At 72.0% G+C, this 18782-nt stretch carries 15 protein-coding genes; 10 read left to right on the forward strand and 5 right to left on the reverse strand.

The annotated features are described in order from the left end of the window. The first annotated feature begins 113 nt into the window (after positions 1-113). From ETAA1_RS32255 to ETAA1_RS20950, 3 genes are read left to right on the forward strand one after another with little or no spacing between them, the layout of a single operon-like run. Complete coding sequence (locus ETAA1_RS32255; RefSeq protein ID WP_202920303.1) at positions 114-1577, forward strand: zinc ribbon domain-containing protein; 1464 nt, start codon at positions 114-116, stop codon at positions 1575-1577. A 38-nt stretch (positions 1578-1615) separates the two neighbouring features. Further along, positions 1616-2326 carry a 7-cyano-7-deazaguanine synthase gene (locus ETAA1_RS20945; RefSeq protein ID WP_145241922.1) on the forward strand — a complete coding sequence of 237 codons (711 nt, stop codon included), beginning with the start codon at positions 1616-1618 and terminating at the stop codon, positions 2324-2326. After that, positions 2314-2763: a 6-pyruvoyl trahydropterin synthase family protein gene (locus ETAA1_RS20950; protein WP_145241924.1), complete on the forward strand. Its 450-nt coding sequence runs from the start codon at positions 2314-2316 to the stop codon at positions 2761-2763. The genes ETAA1_RS20945 and ETAA1_RS20950 overlap by 13 nt, the downstream gene beginning before the upstream one ends. Here ETAA1_RS20950 and ETAA1_RS20955 read toward each other — a convergent pair. Then, on the reverse strand, positions 2741-4054 hold the full coding sequence (locus tag ETAA1_RS20955) for a dicarboxylate/amino acid:cation symporter (protein WP_202920304.1): 1314 nt from the start codon (positions 4052-4054) through the stop codon (positions 2741-2743). The genes ETAA1_RS20950 and ETAA1_RS20955 overlap by 23 nt on opposite strands. Before the next feature lie 76 nt (positions 4055-4130). Between ETAA1_RS20955 and ETAA1_RS20960 the strand changes: the two genes are divergently transcribed. The 7 genes from ETAA1_RS20960 (at position 4131) to ETAA1_RS20990 (ending at position 14060) form a co-directional block, all read left to right on the forward strand. After that, a complete protein-coding gene (locus ETAA1_RS20960) occupies positions 4131-5690 on the forward strand; it encodes an N-acyl-D-amino-acid deacylase family protein (protein ID WP_145241928.1) in 1560 nt (519 codons plus the stop codon). Positions 5691-5837: 147 nt separating this feature from the next. Beyond that, a complete protein-coding gene (locus ETAA1_RS20965) occupies positions 5838-6752 on the forward strand; it encodes an aspartate carbamoyltransferase catalytic subunit (RefSeq protein WP_145241930.1) in 915 nt (304 codons plus the stop codon). A gap of 73 nt (positions 6753-6825) precedes the next feature. Further along, on the forward strand, positions 6826-7506 hold the full coding sequence (locus ETAA1_RS20970; protein WP_145241932.1) for a tetratricopeptide repeat protein: 681 nt from the start codon (positions 6826-6828) through the stop codon (positions 7504-7506). After that, positions 7503-8918, forward strand: coding sequence for an AAA family ATPase (locus ETAA1_RS20975; RefSeq protein WP_145241934.1), 1416 nt, complete (start codon positions 7503-7505; stop codon positions 8916-8918). Before ETAA1_RS20970 ends, ETAA1_RS20975 begins: the two co-directional genes overlap by 4 nt. A gap of 14 nt (positions 8919-8932) precedes the next feature. After that, the gene (locus ETAA1_RS33505) at positions 8933-11494 is read left to right on the forward strand and encodes a protein kinase domain-containing protein (protein WP_145241936.1); all 2562 of its coding nucleotides are present in this window, start codon (positions 8933-8935) and stop codon (positions 11492-11494) included. A gap of 105 nt (positions 11495-11599) precedes the next feature. Beyond that, positions 11600-12862, forward strand: a complete 1263-nt coding sequence (locus tag ETAA1_RS20985) for a dihydrolipoamide acetyltransferase family protein (protein WP_145241938.1) — start codon at positions 11600-11602, stop codon at positions 12860-12862. Continuing rightward, the gene (locus tag ETAA1_RS20990) at positions 12855-14060 is read left to right on the forward strand and encodes a glycosyltransferase family 87 protein (RefSeq protein WP_202920305.1); all 1206 of its coding nucleotides are present in this window, start codon (positions 12855-12857) and stop codon (positions 14058-14060) included. Before ETAA1_RS20985 ends, ETAA1_RS20990 begins: the two co-directional genes overlap by 8 nt. Here ETAA1_RS20990 and ETAA1_RS20995 read toward each other — a convergent pair. From ETAA1_RS20995 to ETAA1_RS21010, 4 genes are all read right to left on the reverse strand, one after another. Continuing rightward, complete coding sequence (locus tag ETAA1_RS20995; protein ID WP_145241942.1) at positions 14041-15519, reverse strand: HoxN/HupN/NixA family nickel/cobalt transporter; 1479 nt, start codon at positions 15517-15519, stop codon at positions 14041-14043. The two genes, ETAA1_RS20990 and ETAA1_RS20995, sit on opposite strands and share 20 nt — an antisense overlap. A gap of 79 nt (positions 15520-15598) precedes the next feature. Then, positions 15599-16732 (reverse strand): prenyltransferase/squalene oxidase repeat-containing protein, encoded by a 1134-nt coding sequence (locus ETAA1_RS21000; protein ID WP_145241944.1) that lies wholly within the window; start codon positions 16730-16732, stop codon positions 15599-15601. A 135-nt stretch (positions 16733-16867) separates the two neighbouring features. After that, complete coding sequence (locus ETAA1_RS32260) at positions 16868-17836, reverse strand: hypothetical protein (RefSeq protein ID WP_202920306.1); 969 nt, start codon at positions 17834-17836, stop codon at positions 16868-16870. Between the two features lie 19 nt (positions 17837-17855). Next, the gene (locus tag ETAA1_RS21010) at positions 17856-18740 is read right to left on the reverse strand and encodes an NAD(P)H-hydrate dehydratase (protein ID WP_145241946.1); all 885 of its coding nucleotides are present in this window, start codon (positions 18738-18740) and stop codon (positions 17856-17858) included. Positions 18741-18782 lie beyond the last annotated feature (42 nt).

The following is an 18782-nucleotide window of genomic DNA, read 5'->3' on the forward strand; positions in this document are numbered from 1 at the left end:
GACCGGCGGGCGTCAACCCGGCAGTCCGGACAGCCGTTTGCGTCCGGCGGCCGGACCCGTTAGGATCGATACGTTATCCCCGGTCCCCGTCGCCACCACCACAGGTCGCGCCAATGGCCGTCGAACTCCGGTGCCCGGACTGCCGGGCCAAGCTAAAGCTGAAGAAAGCCCCGGAGCCCGGCACCGAGGTCGAGTGCCCCGAGTGCTACGCCGTGTTCGACGCCCCCGAGGCCGAGGACGTTCGCACCGACGACGACACCCCGCCGCCGCGCCGCCGCCCGGCCGACGACGCGGACGACGACGACCGCCCGCGCAAGAAGAAGAAGCCGAAGAAGGAGAAGCCCGCCGCCGGCGCCCCGACGCCCAGGAAGCGCAAGGCGAAGAAGAAGGAGACGAACAAGCCGCTGCTCATCGGCCTGATCGCCGGCGGGCTGGCCTTCCTGGCCCTGAACGTCTTCATGCTGGCGTGGTTCTTCCTGAAGAAGCCGGCCGCCTACGAGCTGATGAACTACCTGCCGCCGGACTGCACCTCGGTGTCGGGGTCGAACATCGGCCACGTCCGGAAGTACATCGAGTTCTACAAGAAGTTCGAGTCGCAGGTGAACGAGTCGTCCTTCAAACGGGCCGCCGACGTCGTCTCCGCGGCGGTCGGCGGCGACAAGAACGAGTTCCTCGACTACATGGTCATGGGGACCAACGGCAAGGGCGAGGAGGCGATGGTCCTGAAGACGCGGACCCCCTTCGACCAGTCGCTGCTGTCGAAGATGCCGGGCGCCCGCAAGGCGGCCGCCGACGGCCGCGACTACTACACCGTGGACGCCATCCCCGGCGTCTTCAACGGGCCGCTAAAGGTGTTCAGCCCGACGCCGAAGCTGGTGGTTCTCTGCCCCGCCGGCGTGTCCGGCGGCACGTTCAACAAGATGATCGCGGGGAACGCCGGCGACCTGGAGAACGCTACCGCGGCCCGGTTCGGCCCGCTCGGCAAGCGGATCGTCCGCGGCACCGCCTGGTACATGCTGACGTACGACAACAACTCCCGGCCGAAGGAGCCGGACAACAAGGACCCGGGGGCCGCCGGCGGCGACTTCGAGAAGCAGTTCGCCCAGGCGACCAAGTCGCCGAAGGCGGGCGGCTTCAAGATCAGCGTCGGCTCGCGGAACGTGCGGTTCGAGGGGTGCCTGGAGTTCGCCGACTCGGACGCCGCCAAGGCGCTCCGCGACCGGTTCCGCGACAGCCCGCTGGCCAAGACGGACGACGCCTCGCTCGACCCGCCGCGCTACTGGAAGCAGTTCGTGAGCAAGATGATCGGCAACCAGAAGGTCGGCGTCGAGTTGTACACCAACCTCGGGGCCACAACTTCCGGCGACCTGTTCATCATCTCCAGCGAGTGCGACACGCTCTCGCTGATGGAGTCGTCGAGCACGCTGGTCGGGAAGATGACCGGATCGGGCGCCGGCGGTGGCGGGGGTGGGGGCGGCGGTCGTGGCCCCGGCCCGCCGCCGGGGATGAATGGCCCGGCCGGCCAGGGAGCGGGCGGCCGCCCGGGTGCGGCGGAAGCGGGCGTCGCCATACCGTGAGTTCGCCCGGCCGGCCGCGCGGCGGCTAGAATCATCGCGTGACTCCGACCGACGCCTGGCCGCCGCCGCGCCCCGACGCCCCGCTCGCCGTCCTGGTGAGCGGCGGCCTCGACAGCGCCGTTCTCCTCGCCGAGGCGGCGTGGGCGTACCCGGCGGTCGTTCCGGTGTACGTCCGCGTCGGGATGCTGTGGGAGGACGCCGAGCGCGCGCACCTCGACCGCTTTCTGGCCGCCGTCCGCACGCCGGCGCTCCGACCACTGGTGGAACTGGCGCAGCCCGCGGCCGACCTGTACGGCGGCCACTGGAGCGTGACGGGCACCGATGTCCCGTCGGCGACCGCCGCCCACGACGCCGATTTCCTCCCCGGCCGCAACGTCCTACTATTCGCCAAGCCTCTGCTGTGGTGTCACCTCCACGGCGTGCCGGAACTGGCCACGGCCCCGCTCGGCACCAACCCCTTCCCGGACGCCACCCCGGCGTTCTATGACGGCCTCGCCGCGGTCGTGGCACGCGGGATGAACCTGCCGCCGGTCCGCGTCCTCCGGCCGTACGCGAAGTTGACGAAGACGGACGTGCTCCGCCGCGGGCTGCGCTTTCCGCTGGAGTTCACGTTCTCGTGCGTGCGGCCGGCGGGGCACGTACCGTGCGGGGAGTGCATCAAGTGCGGGGAGCGGCAGGCGGGCTTCCGCGCGGCGGGAGTACCGGACCCGACGAGGTACGCGACCGAGGGCGATCGATGTTCGCGGTGACGAAGGAAATCCACTTCTGCTACGGCCACCGGCTCCTCGGCTATGCCGGCAAGTGTCGGCACCTGCACGGGCACAACGGCAAGGCCGTGGTCACGCTCGAAGCCCCGGAGCTGGACCGCCTCGGCATGGTGCTCGACTTCGGCGAGATGAAGAGGGTCCTCGGCAGGTGGGTCGACGACAGCCTCGACCACCGAATGCTGTTGCACCGCGACGACCCGGTCGTGCCGGAACTGGAGCGGCAGGGCGAGCCGCTCGTGTTGCTGGACGTGAACCCGACGGCGGAGAACATCGCCCGACTGATCTTCGACCACGCCGCCGCCGTGGGGCTGCCGGTGACCGAGGTGACGCTGTGGGAGACGGCCAACGCGTTCGCCACCTACCGCCCCGCCGGCACCACGTCGCGGCCGATCACGGTCACGGTGCGGGCGGCACGCTAGCCGCGTGGCCGGCCTCGCTGCGGGCCACCACGACCACGGCCGACAGGTCGCCGATGTTGTTCACCGTGGTCCGGCACATGTCGAGAATGCGGTCGATCCCCAGGACGATGGCGATCGCCCCGGGCGGGATACCGGCCGTCTCCAGCACGAGCATCAGAAGCGGGATCGACCCGCCGGGCACGCCGGCCGCGCCGACGGCCGTGAGAACGCACAGCATCACCACCAGCGCCTGCTGCCCGAGCGCCATCGGCTCCGGCAGCATCAGCTGCGCCAGGAACATTACGGTGACGCCCTCGAACAGGGCGGTGCCGGCCATGCACATGGTCGCCCCGAGCGGCAGGACGAACGCGGCGATCCGCGGCGGCACGCCGAACTCGACCTCGGCCGTGCGCAGGTTCGTCGGCAGGGTGGCGTTCGACGAACTGGTGCTGAACGCGGTGACGATCGACGCCCGGGCCTTGCGGAAGAACGTGAGCGGCCCGTACCCGCCGAGCACGCGGACAAGCGCCGGCAGCACGAGCCCGCCCTGGATTGCCAGCCCGAGCAGCACGACGAACACGTACTTCCCGAGGAGCCCGAGGAGCGCGAACCCGAGCTGCGACGTGGTGGCGAAGATCAGGCAGAACACGCCGACCGGCGCGAGCTTCATCGCCAGGGTGATGATGAACACCATCAGCTCGCCGATCGCCTCCAGCAGCCGCACCACCGGCTCGGCCTTGTGGGCGTCGAGCTTCGTCAGGCCGACGCCGACGAGCAGGGCGAAGGTGATGATGCCGAGCATCTCCAGGTTCGCCGCCGCCCGGAAGGGGTTGTTCGGCACGACCGACTGCACGAACGACATGACCGTGTACTCGGCCGGCTTCCGCTCCCCGGCGCCGGTCGCGAACTGCTTCTGAAGTTCGGCCAGGTCGCCGGGCGGGAGCCCTTCCCCGGGCTTGACCGCGTTGACCAGCACCAGCCCGATGACGGTCGCGATGGTGGTGATGACGAGGAAGTACGCGATCGTCTTCCCCCCGACCCGGCCCACCGCCCCGACGCTGCCGATCTGGGCGACGCCGACGGCGAGCGACGCGAATACCAGCGGCACGACGGTGACGAACAGCAGCCGCAGGAACACCTGGCCGATCGGCTCCGTGACGTTCTGGTTGAGGAGCCGGAGCCACTGCGGCACGACCGGCCGCTGGTCCGCACCCACCCCGACGAACAGGTAGTTGACGAGGCAGCCTGCGGCCGCGCCGAGGACGAGCCCGGCCAGGATGCGGGTGTGCGGGACCGAAGCGGGCGAAGCCATGTCGGGTCCGGGGTGGGGGCGGGGGAGGCTTGGGACACGATAGGCGAGGGGCCGTCCCCCGCCTATCGTGTCGGGGATGTTCGACCTCATCATCCGCAACGGCCGCGTCGTGGACGGGTCCGGCCTCCCCTGGACCCACGCCGACGTCGGCGTCACCGCCGGCCGCGTCGCCGCCGTCGGCCGCTTCCCCGAATCCGCCGCACGCGCCACGCTCGACGCCGCCGGGAAGGTGGTGTGCCCGGGCTTCGTGGACGCGCACGTCCACGGCGACCTGGCGCTGCTCGTGGACCCGTACCACGAAGCCGCCGTCCGCCAGGGCGTGACGACGCATGTGCTGGGCCAAGACGGCGTGGCCTTCGCCCCGGGGTCGGCCGCGGTGCAGGCGTACATGCGGGAGTACACCGCCGGCTTCAACGGCAACTTCCCCACGCCCGGCAAGACGTGGGCGAGCGTCGCCGAGTACCTGGCGCTGTTCGACGGCGCGTGCGCCCTCAACGTCTGCACGCTGATACCCAACGGGAACGTGCGGATGGAGGTGATGGGCCTCGACCCGCGGAAGCCGACTGCCGCCGAGCTGGCCGCGATGCGGCGGCTGATCCGCGTCGGCATGGAGGAGGGCGCCGTCGGCCTGTCCAGCGGGCTCGACTACGTCCCCAGCATCTACGCCGACGAGGACGAGTTGTCCGAGTTGTGCCGCGAGATCGCCCCGTTCGGCGGTGTCTACGTCACCCACATGCGCGGGTACAACCAGCAGAAGGCACCGGCGGCGCTCGAGGAGGTGTTCAACGTCGGCCGCCGCTCCGGGGCGGCAGTCCACGTCTCGCACTTCAACTGCCTCGCCGCTCAAACCCTGCCGCTGCTCGACGCCGCGCGGGCCGACGGCGTGGACGTGACGTTCGACCTGTACCCCTACCTCTACGGCAGCACGCTGGTGTCGATGCTGACGCTGCCGCCGGAGGTGTGCGCCGGCGGCACCGCGGCGACGGTCGAACGGCTGAAGCAACCCGCGGTGCGGGCCGGGCTGCAAGCGGCGTTCGAAAATCCGCGCTTCCCGATCGAAACCATCCGCCTGGCGAGCGTGCCGAGCGACGAGTACCGCCACTACGAGGGGAAAGGCCTGACCGCCGCCGCGGCCGACGCCGGGCAGTCGCTCGTGGATTTCGTGTGCGACCTGTTGATCGCCACGACGTGCGCCGCGGGCTGCGTCATCCGCCACTTCGCCGCCCGGCAGGACGCCGACGTGGTGGCCCTGATGCGGCACCCGCTGATGATGGCCGGGAGCGACGGCATTTATGTCGGCGGCCGCCCGCACCCGCGCGGCACCGGCTGCTTCGCCCGCTACCTCGGCCACCACGTCCGCGCCGGCGACTGGTCGCTCGAGGAGGCGGTGATGAAGTGCGCCCACCACACCGCCCGCCGCTTCGGTCTCGCCGACCGCGGGCTGTTGCGGGCCGGGTTCGCGGCGGATGTGGTGGTGTTCGATCCCGACGCCATCACCGACCGTTCCACCTACGACGACGGCAGAGCGCTCGCGGCCGGCGTGACGGACGTGCTCGTGAACGGCGAGTTCGTGCTGCGGAACGGGGCGCGCACGGCGGCGCTGCCGGGGCGCGGGCTGAAGAGGAAACCGGATTAACCACAGAGTCACAGAGGGCACAGAGGGCACAGAGGGAAGACCGAGTGAATGACCGGATTTGAATTCAAACTTGCTTCATCTCTGCCTTGTGTCTTCTCTCTGTGCCCTCTGTGACTCTGTGGTTAGTCTACCTGGACGAGTTCACCCATGAAGCACCTGCTCGGCCTCGAAGACCTGTCGGCCGCCGACCTCACCGCGCTTCTCGACGCGGCCGAGGGGTACCTCGGCGTCGGGTACGGCGCCGTGCCGAAGCGCGACGACCTGAAGGGGAAGGTGATTGCCAACCTGTTCTACGAGAACAGCACCCGCACCCGCGTCAGCTTCGGCCTGGCCGCCCGCCGGCTCGGGGCCGACACCCTCGACTTCACCCCCGGCGGGTCGAGCACGTCGAAGGGCGAGACCTTCATCGACACGGCCCGCAACATCGAGGCGATGGGGATCGACGCCGTGGTCGTGCGGCACTCGTCGCCCGGCGCCCCGCACGTGCTCGCCCGGCACCTGCGCCCGCACGTCCGCGTGGTGAACGCCGGGGACGGCGCCCACGAGCACCCGACGCAGGGACTGCTCGACATCTTCACCGTCCGCAAGCGCCTCGGCCGCGTCGCCGGCCTCACGGTCGGCCTCGTCGGCGACATCGCCCACAGCCGCGTCGCCCGCAGCAACATCCACGGCCTGCTGAAGCTCGGCGCGAAGGTGATCGTGTGCGGGCCGACGACGCTGGTGCCGCCCGAGGTCGCGGCGCTGGGCGTCGAGATCGCCCACAACCTCGACGACATCCTGCCGACGTGCGACGTGCTGAACCTGCTGCGCATCCAGTTCGAGCGGCAGCGGAGCGGGCTGTTCCCGTCGATCCGCGAGTACCGCCTCCTGTTCGGGATGGACGGCGACCGGATGACGCGGGCCAAGCCCGGCGTGCTGCTCCTGGCCCCGGGGCCGATCAACCGCGGCGTCGAAATCACGCCCGACGTGGCGGACGGGCCGGCGTCGGCGATCCTGGACCAGGTGACGCACGGGCTGGCGGTGCGGATGGCGGTGCTGAGCAAGTTGTGCCGCGCGGCGTAGCATCGCGGGGTTGCACGCCCTTGCCCGTGTGCCCTACACTGACTCCGTCCCGCGACTCGCCCGAGGACCAGCCGTGACCGCCCCCCTGTTGGTCACCTACTTCGACCGTCTGCCGCCGCTCAACCCGGGGGACGACGAAGAACTCTGGGCCGCCGGCGCCGGCCCGCTGGTGAACCACTTCAAGGACGAGGTTCGCAGCAAGTACACGGAAGGCACCCTGGCCCGGCTCCTCGCCGCGGCGGACGTCCGCACCCGCCGGGCGGCGGCGCTGGCCGTCGGCCTCCTCGGCACCATGGGCTGCAACCAGCCGCTGGCCGCCCGCCTCCGCGACGACGACCCGCTCGTGCAGCGGCTCGCGTCCGACGCCCTGTGGGAGGTGTGGTTCCGCGGCGGCACCGAGGACGAGAACCGGGCGCTCCAGCTGGCCGTGCGCGAGAAGGAGCCGGCCGCCCGCAAGGCGGCACTCGACGACCTCATCACGCTGGCCCCAGACTTCGCCGAGGCGCGGAACCAGCGGGCGATCTGGTTCTTCAAGCAGGGGCAGTACCCGAAGGCGGTCGCCGACTGCGAGGTGGTGCTGCGGCTGAACCCCGTTCACTTCGGGGCCGCGGCCGGGCTCGGGCAGTGCTACCTGAAGCTGAAAAAGCCCCGCGCCGCGCTCCGCGCCTTCCGCCAGGCTCTGGACATCAACCCGACGCTCGAACACCTCCACGAAACCATCCAGGCGCTGAAAGAGGCGCTGGACTCGGAATGAGCCGCGTGCCGCCGCTGCTGGCGGTCGACTTCGCCACCGTCGGGGCGGCCGTCGCCCTCGTCCTCATCGGGCTGGTGGCGGCCGGCGTCGTCGTCAGCTACTTCGCCGGCGTGTCGCCGGTCGTCGAGAAGCACCTCGGCCGGCCGTGGAAGCGCGGCGCCGTCATCACCCGACCGCTGCTCCAGTGGGAGCGCGTCAACCTGTTCCTGGCCCTCGAAGCCCTCCGCGAGGCCTCCGACGCCCGGCCGGTGATCGGCATGGGCTACTGGAACGAGTTGACGCCGGCGCTGGCCGCGAACGCCTCCCGCAACGCCCCCGTCGAGTACACCGTTCGCGCGACGTCGCTCTCGCGGTCGACGAAGGTCGTCGTCTCGGGGCTGTACCTGCTGGCGACGCCGGGGCTGGCGCCGTTCGTGGCCATGCTGTCGCGGACGGCGCTGGACATCCTCGCCCCGACCGCCGACGACGCGCAGAAGGCGCTGGACCGCGTGCTGGCCGAGGCCCGCGAGCGGAACGTCTACCGCGGGCAGGTGCTGATGGTCGAGCAGGCCGGCCCGGCCGGGGCCGACGGCGAGCCCGACTTCCAGATTCGCTTCCACGACCTGCCCGCCGTCAGCCGCGACCAGATCATCCTGCCGGACGAAGTGCTCCAGGTGGTGGAGCGGAACGTCATCGGCCTACTGACGCACGCCGACACGCTGCGCAAAGCCGGCCGCGGCACCCGCCACGGCGTGCTATTCCACGGCCCGCCCGGGGTCGGCAAGACGCTGGTGACGAAGTACCTGGCCCGCGCCTGCCCGGCGTACACCGTCATCCTGCTGACCGGCCGGCAGCTGCGGCTCGTCCGCGAGTCGTGCCAGCTGGCCCGCCTCCTCCAGCCGGCGCTCGTGGTGATCGAGGACGTGGACCTGATCGCCCTCGACCGGGCCGACAACCCGGACACGACGCTCCTGCACGACCTGATGGACCAGATGGACGGCCTCGGCACGAAGGCCGACGTCATCTTCCTGCTGACGACGAACCGCCCGCGGATGCTGGAGCGGGCGCTGGCCGCGCGGCCGGGCCGTGTCGACCAGGCGGTGTACTTCCCCCTGCCCGACCGTGACTGCCGCCGCCGCCTGTTCGAGCACTTCACGCACGGCCTCGACCTTTCCGCGGTCGAGGCCGGCCCGCTGCTCGACCGCACCGAGGGTGCGAGCCCGGCGTTCGTGGAGGAGCTGTTCCGCAAGGCCGCGCTCCTGGCCGCGGAGCGGGGCGAGAAGTCCCACCCGCTGCGGCTCACGACCGCGGACTTCGACAGCGCCCTGCGCGAGCTGGTGGAGTTCGGCGGGGCGCTGACCCGGAACCTGCTCGGCTTCCGCGACGAGCCCGACAGCGGGAACGCGGGCATGGGGTTCGGCCCGCGGAACTGACCGGAGGGATGCCCGTGCCCGTCTGCGAGTGCCTGTCCGCGTTCGCCGTCCGCACGCTGACCGAGCGCGTCGACGTGCTGTTCCGCCTCGCCACCGACCACGCCTCCGACCACTCGCGCACGCTCCTCGCGGCCCTCGAAGCGTCCAACCGCAAGGCGTGGCGGTCGCTCGAGATCGCCCTCGCCGGCGAGTCGCTGTGGACGTGGTTCGACCGCGAGGAGAACAAGGCCCTCCGCCGCGAGATCAAAGCGTTCATCGACACCGTGGAATTCCCCGAGCTGGCCGGCCGGGCCGACGCGCGTGCCGCGTGCCTCCGCGAGCTGCGCGACGCCCTCGGCAGGGGCGTGCTCCTCGGCCGGCTCGTCGCGGGGGACCTGGTCGAACGCGCCGGGGCGTTCGCCCGCCACGCCGACCCGCAGGCGCTGCTCGCCGCCGAAAAGGCCGCGCTCGACGACCTCGGGGCGCAGGTCGCGCTCGCCGGCTATCCCGCCCTCGGCACGCTCCTCGCCACGCCGGCCGACGCCGGGCGGTCGGTCGTGGTCGTGGCCGTGCGCTTCTTCTTCCGCCGCGAGGTGGAGCGGAACCCCGAGCTGTTCCAGGGGCTTCAGTTCGCCGCGACGGAAGCGCTGGCCGAGAACCAGGCGGCCGGGTTCGACCGCCTCGCCGGCCTCCTCGACGAGCAGGCCGAACGCCTCGACGCCGGCCTCGCCGCGGTCGCCGGGCAGGTGGTGGCGGAGGTGCGGGCCGTCGGCGACTCGGTGAAGCTGGTTCACGATTCGGTCCGCGGCGTCGAGAGCCGCGTGGCGGACATCCATCTGGTGGTCGAGCACGCCACGGCCGCCGCGATGGCGGCGCAGGCCGCGGCCGAGTTGCACGGCGCCGACACCGGCCGGAAGCTCGACGACCTGCACGGCCGGATGGCGGCGCTGCTCGACAAGCTGGACATGCTCGACAAGCCGGTCGAGCCGAAGCACAGCCTCTCGCTGCGGACCGACCGCGAGCGCGAGCTGGTGAAGGAGCTACTGACGCAGGTGCGCGGCCTGCCGGACGAGGCCCGCGCCGCCCGGCCGCAGCTAGTCACCGACGTCGGCAAGCTGCAACTCGCGGTCGGCGACTTTGATGGGGCCGGCGAGTCGTTCGCGGTCGCGGCGGCGATTGCCGAGTCGGCCCCGGAGCGGGCCGAGGCGTACCACAACGCCTACCGCACCAAGCTGGAGCAGGACGACTTTCCGGGCGCGCTCGCCGACCTGCGGCAGGCCGTCGAGCTGGACCCGGCGCGGTTCGCCCCGTTCCCGTTCGACAAGTACCCGCCGGACCGCATCCTCGGCGCCGGCGGGTTCGGCGTTACGTTCCTCTGCCGGCACAAGTTGACGGCCGCGCCCGTGGCGGTGAAAGCGATCCACGACGGCGGGCTCGACCGCGACGCCGCCAGCGTGCTGAAGGAGGCGATGACGCTCGACCAGCTGAAGCACCGCGCCATCGTCGGCCTCCGCGACTGCGGCTTCGCCGACGAGGCGGACCGCCGCCGGCCGTACCTCGTGATGGAGTTCTTCGACGGCCCCACGCTCCAGAGCTACGTCGAGGCGAACGGCGCGGTGCCGCTCGCGGACCTGTTGCCGCTGGCGCGGACGCTGGCCGGGGCGCTGAAGGCGGCGCACGACCAGGGCGTGCTGCACCGCGACATCAAGCCGGCGAACGTGATGGTGAACCGCGTGACGACCGACGGCGGCCGCCGGTGGGACGTGCGGGTGATCGACTTCGGCCTGGCGATGCCGGCCGCGGCGCTGAGCGGCGGCTCGACGGCGCGCGGCCTGACGGTGTACGGGTCGGCCATCGCGGGCACCCTCGACTACGCCGCCCCGGAGCAGCTCGGCAAACTCCCCGGCGTGAAGGTCGGCCCGGCCGCGGACGTGTACGGGTTCGCCAAGACGCTCTGCTTCGCGCTGTTCAAGACGACCGAGCCGACGAACCGGCACTACAACCAGCTTCCGCCGCGGATGGCCGACCTGATCGGCCGCTGCCTGTCGCGCGAGCCCGAGGAGCGGCCGCGCGGCTTCGGCGAGGTGCAGGCCGAACTCGCGGCGGTCGACGGCGGCGACAGAAGCCCGCGCCCCGAGCCGAAGCCGACCGCGGCGCTCGCCGACGTGTGGGGCAAGGTGACGAAGGCGGTCGAGTCGGCGGTCGCCGGTGCTTCACCCCCACCGCCCCCTCCCCCACCGCCAACCCGACCACGGCCGGTCGCCGCGCCGCGTGAGGAGCGCGTCCCGGAGCCGCGCCAACCCCGCGCGGAGGAGCGGCGCCCGCGCCGGCCCGACCGCGAGCGCGACGACGCGCCCCGCGGCCCGAGCGGCGCCGACCGCACGAGTCATGCGCTTCTGGCGATCTTCCTCGGCACGTGGGGCGTCCACAAGTTCGTGCAGGGGTGTACGACCAGCGGCATCATCCGCGCCGTGATCGGCGTACTCTTCTGCCCGGTCACGCTGCTGGTCGGCGTGGTCGAGGGGATACAATACTTCAGCATGTCCGACGAGGAGTACGCCCGGACTTACCTCCGGGACAAGAAGGAATGGTTCTAGCAGGCGGGTGGGCGAACCGGCGGCGTCAGCCGCCGGGTGTACACCTCAAGTCGGACGTACCTCTACCCGGCGGCTGACGCCGCCGGTTCGCCCTCGGAGCGGCTCATGGACTTCCCCCTCCCCCCGGTCGGCGAAGGGTTGATCGAGGTGGAGCTGGTCCGCTGGCTGGTGAAGCCCGGCGACGCGGTCGGCCGCGGGCAGGGGCTGGCCGAGGTGATGTCGGACAAGGCGACGATGGAGGTGCCGGCCCCGTTCGCCGGCACCATCACGTCGCTCGCGGCGACGCCCGGCGCCAAGGTGCAGGTCGGGCAGGTGATCCTCGCCTACTCGCCTGGGGGGACTGTGGGACCGGGGGACTCAGGGACCGTGGGACAGAAGGAGGCCGTGCGGGCGGAATCAAGATCGACGAACGGATCGGCCGTCGCCGTCGCCCGACCGCCGGTCCAGCAGTCCCACGGTCCCACAGTCCCACAGTCGCTTCCCCCTGCTTCCCCGTCCGTCCGCCTACTGGCCCGCAAGTTCGGCGTGGACCTGGCCCGCGTCCGCGGCACCGGGCCGCACGGGCGCATCCTCCTCGACGACCTCACGCCGCTCCTCGCCCCCGCAGCGACGCCGCCGCCCAAGGCCGAAGCGACCGCGTTCGACCTGGGCACCGCCGGGACGCGGACGAAGCTCGTCGGCCTCCGCCGCCGCATCGCCGATCATATGGTCGAGTCGAAGCGGCGCGTGCCGCACTACTCGTACATCGACGAGTGCGACGTGACCGACCTGGTGCGGCTGCGGGCGCAGCTCCGCGAGCCGTTCGCCCGCACCGGCGTGAAGCTGACGTACCTGGCGTTCGTGGTGAAGGCCGTGGCGCGCGCCCTGAAGGAAGTGCCGATCGCAAATAGCACCCTCGACGAGGCCGGCGGCGAGATCGTATTGCACGACCGCGTCCACGTCGGCGTCGCCGTCGCCACGCCCGGCGGGCTGATCGTGCCGGTGGTGAAGGATGCCGACAAGAAAGACCTGCCCGCGGTCGCCGCCGACATCGACCGCCTCGGCCGCGAGGCGAAGGCCGGCCGCGCGCGGCCCGACGACCTGAAGGGCGGCACGTTCACCGTCACGTCGGTCGGTAACGTCGGCGGGCTGATCTCGACGCCGATCGTGAACTATCCCGAAGTCGGCATCCTGGGCGTCGGCAAGGTGGTGAGGCGGCCGGTGTACGACGACGCCGGCCGCCTTCACCCCGCGGACATCCTGTACCTGTCGATCTCGTTCGACCACCGGGTCGTGGACGGGGCGGTGGGGGCGGTGTTCGGCAACGCCGTGGCTCGCCACCTGCGGAGCCCGGCGACGCTGCTCCTGCCGGAGAATTATGGTGCGTGACGCCCTCCCGGCGGCGGCCGCCGCGCTGCTGGTGTTCGCGTTCGGCGTGTTCCAGGCGCTCGCCGCGAACGTCGCGCCGGACCTGTTCATCTACCGCCTCGGCTCGCAGCTCGGCCTCCGTGCCCAAAACCCCTACGACACCGCGACCGTGCGGTCGGCTGTGGTCGAGCAGTTCCCCGAACTGAACACCGGCCCGGCGCCGCTCGGCGAGAACTGTGGATTCTTCCTGCCGCCCAGCGCGGTCGTGGAGTTCGCGCCGTTCGCGCTCCTGCCGTGGCCCGACGCGAAACTCCTGTGGGCCGTCGTGAACGGCCTTGCGGCCTTCGCGGTGGCGCGAGTCGTCACGCTCGTTCGCCCCGCAGGCCAGCCGACCGGACCGGACCTGGTGCGAATGCTCGTACCGTTCGCGCTCGTCCTGAACTTCCTGACGCTGGCCGTCGTGCTGGTCGGGCAGACGACGCTGGTCGCGGCCGGGTGCGTCGTCGCCGGTCTGGTCGCGTTCGGCCGCGGCTGGAACGTCGCCGGGGCGGTGCTGTGGGCGCTGCCGTTCGTGAAGCCGCACGTGGCCCTGCCGCTGCTCCCGCTGGCGTGGCTTCTCGGCGGCTGGAAGCGCGCCGCGGGCGTGCTACTGGTGGTCGGCGGGCTGAACCTGTTGGGCGCGACGTTCGTCGGCGGCACGCCGCTGTTTCTGCTCGACTACGTGAAACAGGCCGGGGCGGGGCACCAGGCGGTGGCGTTCAACCGTGCCGAACTGGCCTACGAGATGACGAGTTGGAACCGCCTCCTGTACCTCGCCAGCGGCGAGCGCGTGCTCGTGGAGCAGACGGCGGCGACGATGCTCCTCAGCTACGCCGTCGGCTTCGGGCTGGTCGGGCTCCGCTGTGTCGCGTCACGAACGCGGCCGTCGGAGGCGTGGGCACTGGCGATGGCGGCCGCGCTCGCGGTGGTGTGCCCGCAGGTGTTGGGTTACGAGCTGTTGGGGCTGGTGCTGGCGGTCCCGTGGGTCCGCGACCTGTTCGCCGCCGGTCGCCACGGCTGGGGGCTGACTGCGGTACTGCTCCTCGGCGTGCAACTGGTGCCGTTCCCAACGATGCAGGCGCTCGGGATCGAGTGGCACCGCCCGGGCGGCGCGATGGCGTTCGCACTGGTGGTGCTGTGCGGCCCGCTGCGGCCGGGCCTCACCCCGTCGCCGCCTTGAGCCCCTCGCGGCACAGCCACAGGCCGATGCCGAGCAGCAGCGCGGCGCTCACCATCGGCAGCACCCGGAACCAGCGGCTCTCGGCGAATCGCACCGCCCCGGCCCGGTGGGCGTAGACAACGCTCACCCCCAACAGCACCAGCACGACGCCGAGGCCGATGCTGAACGCCAGCAGCAGCGGCACCGCGAAGCCGATGCGGTTCAGCGCCGTCGCCGCGAGCAGCAGCAGCACCGCGTCCCAGCACGGGATCAGCCCGCCGCCGAGGCCCATCAGGATGAGCCGCGTCCAGCCGAACGTCGTCTTCGCGTCCTCCGGCGGCGGGCCGTGGTGGTGATGGTGGCCGTCGCCGTGGTCGTGGTCGTGGTGGTGATGGTGGCCGCCGCCGAAGTGGACGTGGTCGGCCCGGCCGGTGAGGCGGCGCATCAGCAGCCACGCGCCGACGGCCGCGACCAGGACCCCGCCGAGGAACTGCAACACCCCCTGCGTCGTGCCCGGCACCTCGTTCCCGTACACGCCCCACAGCACCGCGGCGACGGCGATCACCGAGCCGGTGTGCGCCACCGTCGTCGTCACGGCCAGGATGAGGGCGTGGCCGACGGTGCCGCGTTCGCCGACGAGGTACGCGGCGACGAGCGTCTTTCCGTGCCCCGGGGTGAAGGCGTGGGCCGCACCGAACAGGAACGCCGCGAGTAGCAGCACCCCCAGGCCGGCGGACGAGTCGAACAGCGCCGGCAGCCCGCGGGCCACGAGGTCGGCCGCGAGCGTGCGCGGCTCCTCGGTTACGGTGACGGCCGGCGAGCCGGGGGCGGCAGCCCCCGGATTCGGTCTGGCCGCGGGGTCCACGATCGCCCGCGGCAGCTTCACGACCGCCGACGCCTTCCGCAGCCGCGCCGCCTGCTCGGGCGTCAGGTCGATGGCCGGCCGGTCGCGCCAGCGCGGGTCGGGCTCGATCAGGTCGTCGAACGACACCCCGCTGTCACTCCCGGCCGCGGCGACGGTCAGCGCCAGGACGCCGGGCTTGTCGGGGAACGAGTCGTCGTCGAAGACGAGGCTGCGCTTCTCCGGCCCGGGCGGCCACGGGGCGCGGAACTCGAACCGGAAGCGCGGGTGCTCACCGCCCTCCAGCTCGATCTTCTCGACGGCGAACGTCAGCGGCGTGCCGTCGCTGGCGGCGCGGAGGTCGCGGGCGATCTCGGGGGCGACCTTCTTGGCGTAGGCGAGCACGAACCCGCGGCCGGTCTTGTCGAGCTTGGCGATCTCGTCCGCGGTGAAGAGCTTGGCCCCGTCGAGGAAGATGGTGAACTGCGTGACTTCGAGCGTGTACTTCACCTGCACCGACTCCGGCCCGACGCGGACGGCAACGGTGCGGTCGTAGCGCGTGTTCGGCAGCGGGTGCGCGGTCGAGGCGGAAGCCGCGAGTAGGGCGCCGAGTACGGCGGCGGGGAGGAGGCGGGTCATACTTTCATCATACCGGAAGCCCCGCCGCTTGCGGCCTCGCGTCGCCCAGCGCGAAGCCGCGAGCGGGTGGGCTACAGCATCACTTCTTCCGCGTGTAGCTGAGCGCCATCAGGGCGTACCCAGTGACGAGGTTCGGGTCGCCCTCCATCCAGCGGTCGGTCGGGTTCACCCAACTGCCGTCCGGGCGCTGCCGGCTCGCCAGCGCCGCCGTCAGGTCCGCGCGCCAGTCGTGCTTCACGCCGCTCGCGTCCTCGAAGGTGTCCACGCCGAGGGCGTCCATCGTCTTGGCGAAGGTGTGGTAGTAGTAGAACAGGCCGCGCTGCGAATTCGCCTCCGGCATCCCCGGGTTGCGGTCGAGGGTGTAGTTCTTGCCGATCCACCCGAGCGCCGCCTTCAGCCTCGGGTCGTCCTTGCCGACGCCGGCGTAGATCAGGCTCTTCACGCCGGCGTAGGTCATGCTGCCGTAGCCGCCCATGTCGGTCTTGGTGCCGTCGCCGTCGGTGCGGCGGTTCTCGCCGCCGTTGGCCCCGGTGTAGATGAAGCTACCGTCGTTGTTCTTCGCCGCCCACGCGGCCCCGTTGTGTTCGCTCTTGAGGTTCTGGCAGCGGCTGACGAACACGGCCGCCTTCTTGAACGCCGGGTCGTCCGACGGGACGCCCGCGGCCTTCAGCGCCTCCAGGAAGAACGCGGTGTTCGACAGGTCGGGCCGCGACTTGTCGCCGGCGTACCCGGCGCCGCCGTAGAAGTCGGTGTTCGCGTCCTTGCCGCGGGCGTCGTCCCACTGGTACGCGCGGAGGTACTTCACCGCGTCGCCGATCACCGGCCGGTACTTCTCCGCCCGCCCGGCTTCCGACAGCGCCATGACGTTGATGCTGGTCGTGTAGTTGATGAGCCCGGCTTTCAGGTCGTTGCCGGCAATGTGGCCTTCCTTCTGATTCACCAGCGACTCGATGAATCGGAGCCCCTTCGCGGTCGGCTCGGTGTCCGGGCCGGTGCCGGTCCGCAGCAGCCCCGTCACGACGATGCCGGTGACGCCGCGGTTGTTCGGCGCCGGCCCCCAGCTGCCGTCTTCGTTCTGACTCTTGGCGAGGAACGCGGCGGCCTTCTTCGCCAACGTCGCGGCGTCGGCCGACGGCTGAGCGACAGCGGGGACCGCGGCGACGGCCGCGGCGAACAGGACGGCGGGCACGACCGCGCGGGACCGGAGCGACATCGGTGGCACCTCGAAGACGGGATGCGGGTTATGGTACGCCAGGCAAACCGGGTGCCGACGTGCGAAACCCCGGGGACGTGACGCCCCGGGGCCGGTCGCGCGGTCAGCCGGTGACCAGCGGTGGTCACGCGCGGGTCAGTACTGCAGGACGAGCCTCGGCGGCGGCTTGCTGCCACGGCGGTCGAGCCAGAACCGGCCGCTCATCGCCAGCACCACGAGCAGGTGCAGCGCGACGGCCAGGCCGAACCACGCGGTCCATTCCAGGTTGAACTTCGCCAACTCCTGGTCGGCGCGGAACTCGATCTTGTCCAGCTCGGCCTGGTTCCCCGCGGCCTTCGCCTGCTCGTCGGCGTACCGCTCGGCCACGGCCTGCCGCATCGCCCGCTCCAGACCGAACCCGTGCGCGGCCTGTGCGAGTAGCAGCACCAGCATCAGCACCGCGGCGCCCGCCAGGGCCGGGACGCGGTACGGCCAGGCGTCGCGGAGGAACGCGACCTGCCGCGGGAGGCGGCTCACGTCCGTCACGAGCCGCTCGGCCCACGCCACCACGACGGCCAGGATCAGAAGCAGCAGGTACGGGAGCATCAGCAGCCAGTCGGACGACACCTTGTTGAGCACGTCCGCCGGCCAGCCGGACTGCTGGCGCGACAGTTCTTCGAGGTGGAAGTTCCGCGCCGGGCTGCCGGCGAGTGCCCGCCACGGCGTCTGCGAGTAGACCGCCGACCCACCGACGTAGGAGCCGACCCACGGGAACAGCGTCAGCACCAACACGAGCGTCAGCCCCACGGCCGGCACCCACGCCAGTGTCGCCGGCTTCAGCGACACGCCGACGTTGTGCTCGTACCCCGGCGCGGCCGGTGCCGGCTGCGTCACCGCGGCGAGCGCGTCGGGCGTCAGCCCCGGGGGCGGCGCGGGCGGCTGGGGGGGCGGCGCGACCGGGGGCGGAACCGGCGCCGGCGACGCGGGCGGCACCGAAACGACCGGGTCGTACCGGGCCGGCACGGGGAAAGCGGCCTGGCACTCGGGGCACGGCACGGTCGTGCCAGCGGCCTCGTCGGGCACGGTCACGAACTTCGCACAGTTCGGGCAGATCAGCTTCGGCACGGGCGGCTTCCTCGGGGCATTACCAGCGGGCTTCCAGTTCGCGGAACGCGGCGGAGAGGTAGTCGGGGAGGTCGGCGGCGGTCAAGCCGGTCTGGCCGATCGCGGCCGCGGCAATGTCGCCGGCCCGGCCGTGGACCCAGGCGCCGAGCACGGCCGCGTCGAACGGCGACAGCCCACGAGCCAGCAGTGCGGCGACCACGCCGGTGAGCACGTCGCCGCTGCCGCCGGTGGCCATGCCGGGGTTGCCGGTCGTGTTCCGGTACACGCGCCGGCCGTCGGTCACGACCGTGCCCGGGCCCTTCACCAGCACGACGGCGCCGGTCTTCCACGCGAAGCCGACGGCCAGTTCCGCGCGGCGCGCCACGGCGTCGTGGGTGGCGACGCCGGCCAGCCGCGCGAACTCGCCGGGGTGCGGCGTGAGCACGAGCGGCATCGGCCGGTCGCGGAAGTCGTCGCCGAGCGGGGCGAGGGCGTTCAGCCCGTCGGCGTCCACGACCGTCGGCGTCCGCGGTAGCTCGCGGAGCACGGCCTTCACCAGTGCCGCGGCGTCGTCGGCCTGGCCGAGCCCGGGGCCGATCGCAATTGCGTTGGCGGCGCGGCCGAGCTCGATCAACTCTGCCGCGACGCCCGCGCCGAGAGTACCGTCGACGTGCTGGCGGAGTGGCACCGTCATGTAGCACGGGTGGCCGGCGGCGACGGTGGGCTGAACCTCGGCCGGGCACGCGACGCGGACGAGACCGGCCCCGGCCCGCAGCGCCCCGCGGCCGACGAGGACCGCGGCCCCGGCCATGCCGCGGCTGCCGGCGACGGCGAGCACCTGGCCGTACGTGCCCTTGTGGCCGTCCGCCGCGCGGCGCGGCATCCGCGGTAGTTCGAAGACCGGCGTGGCCGCGGCGTCGCTCATCGTCACCCCCGCGTCCGTTATACGACTGCCCGCCGGCTCCCG

It is taken from the genome of Urbifossiella limnaea (assembly GCF_007747215.1).
GTDB classification, from domain to species: Bacteria; Planctomycetota; Planctomycetia; order Gemmatales; family Gemmataceae; genus Urbifossiella; species Urbifossiella limnaea.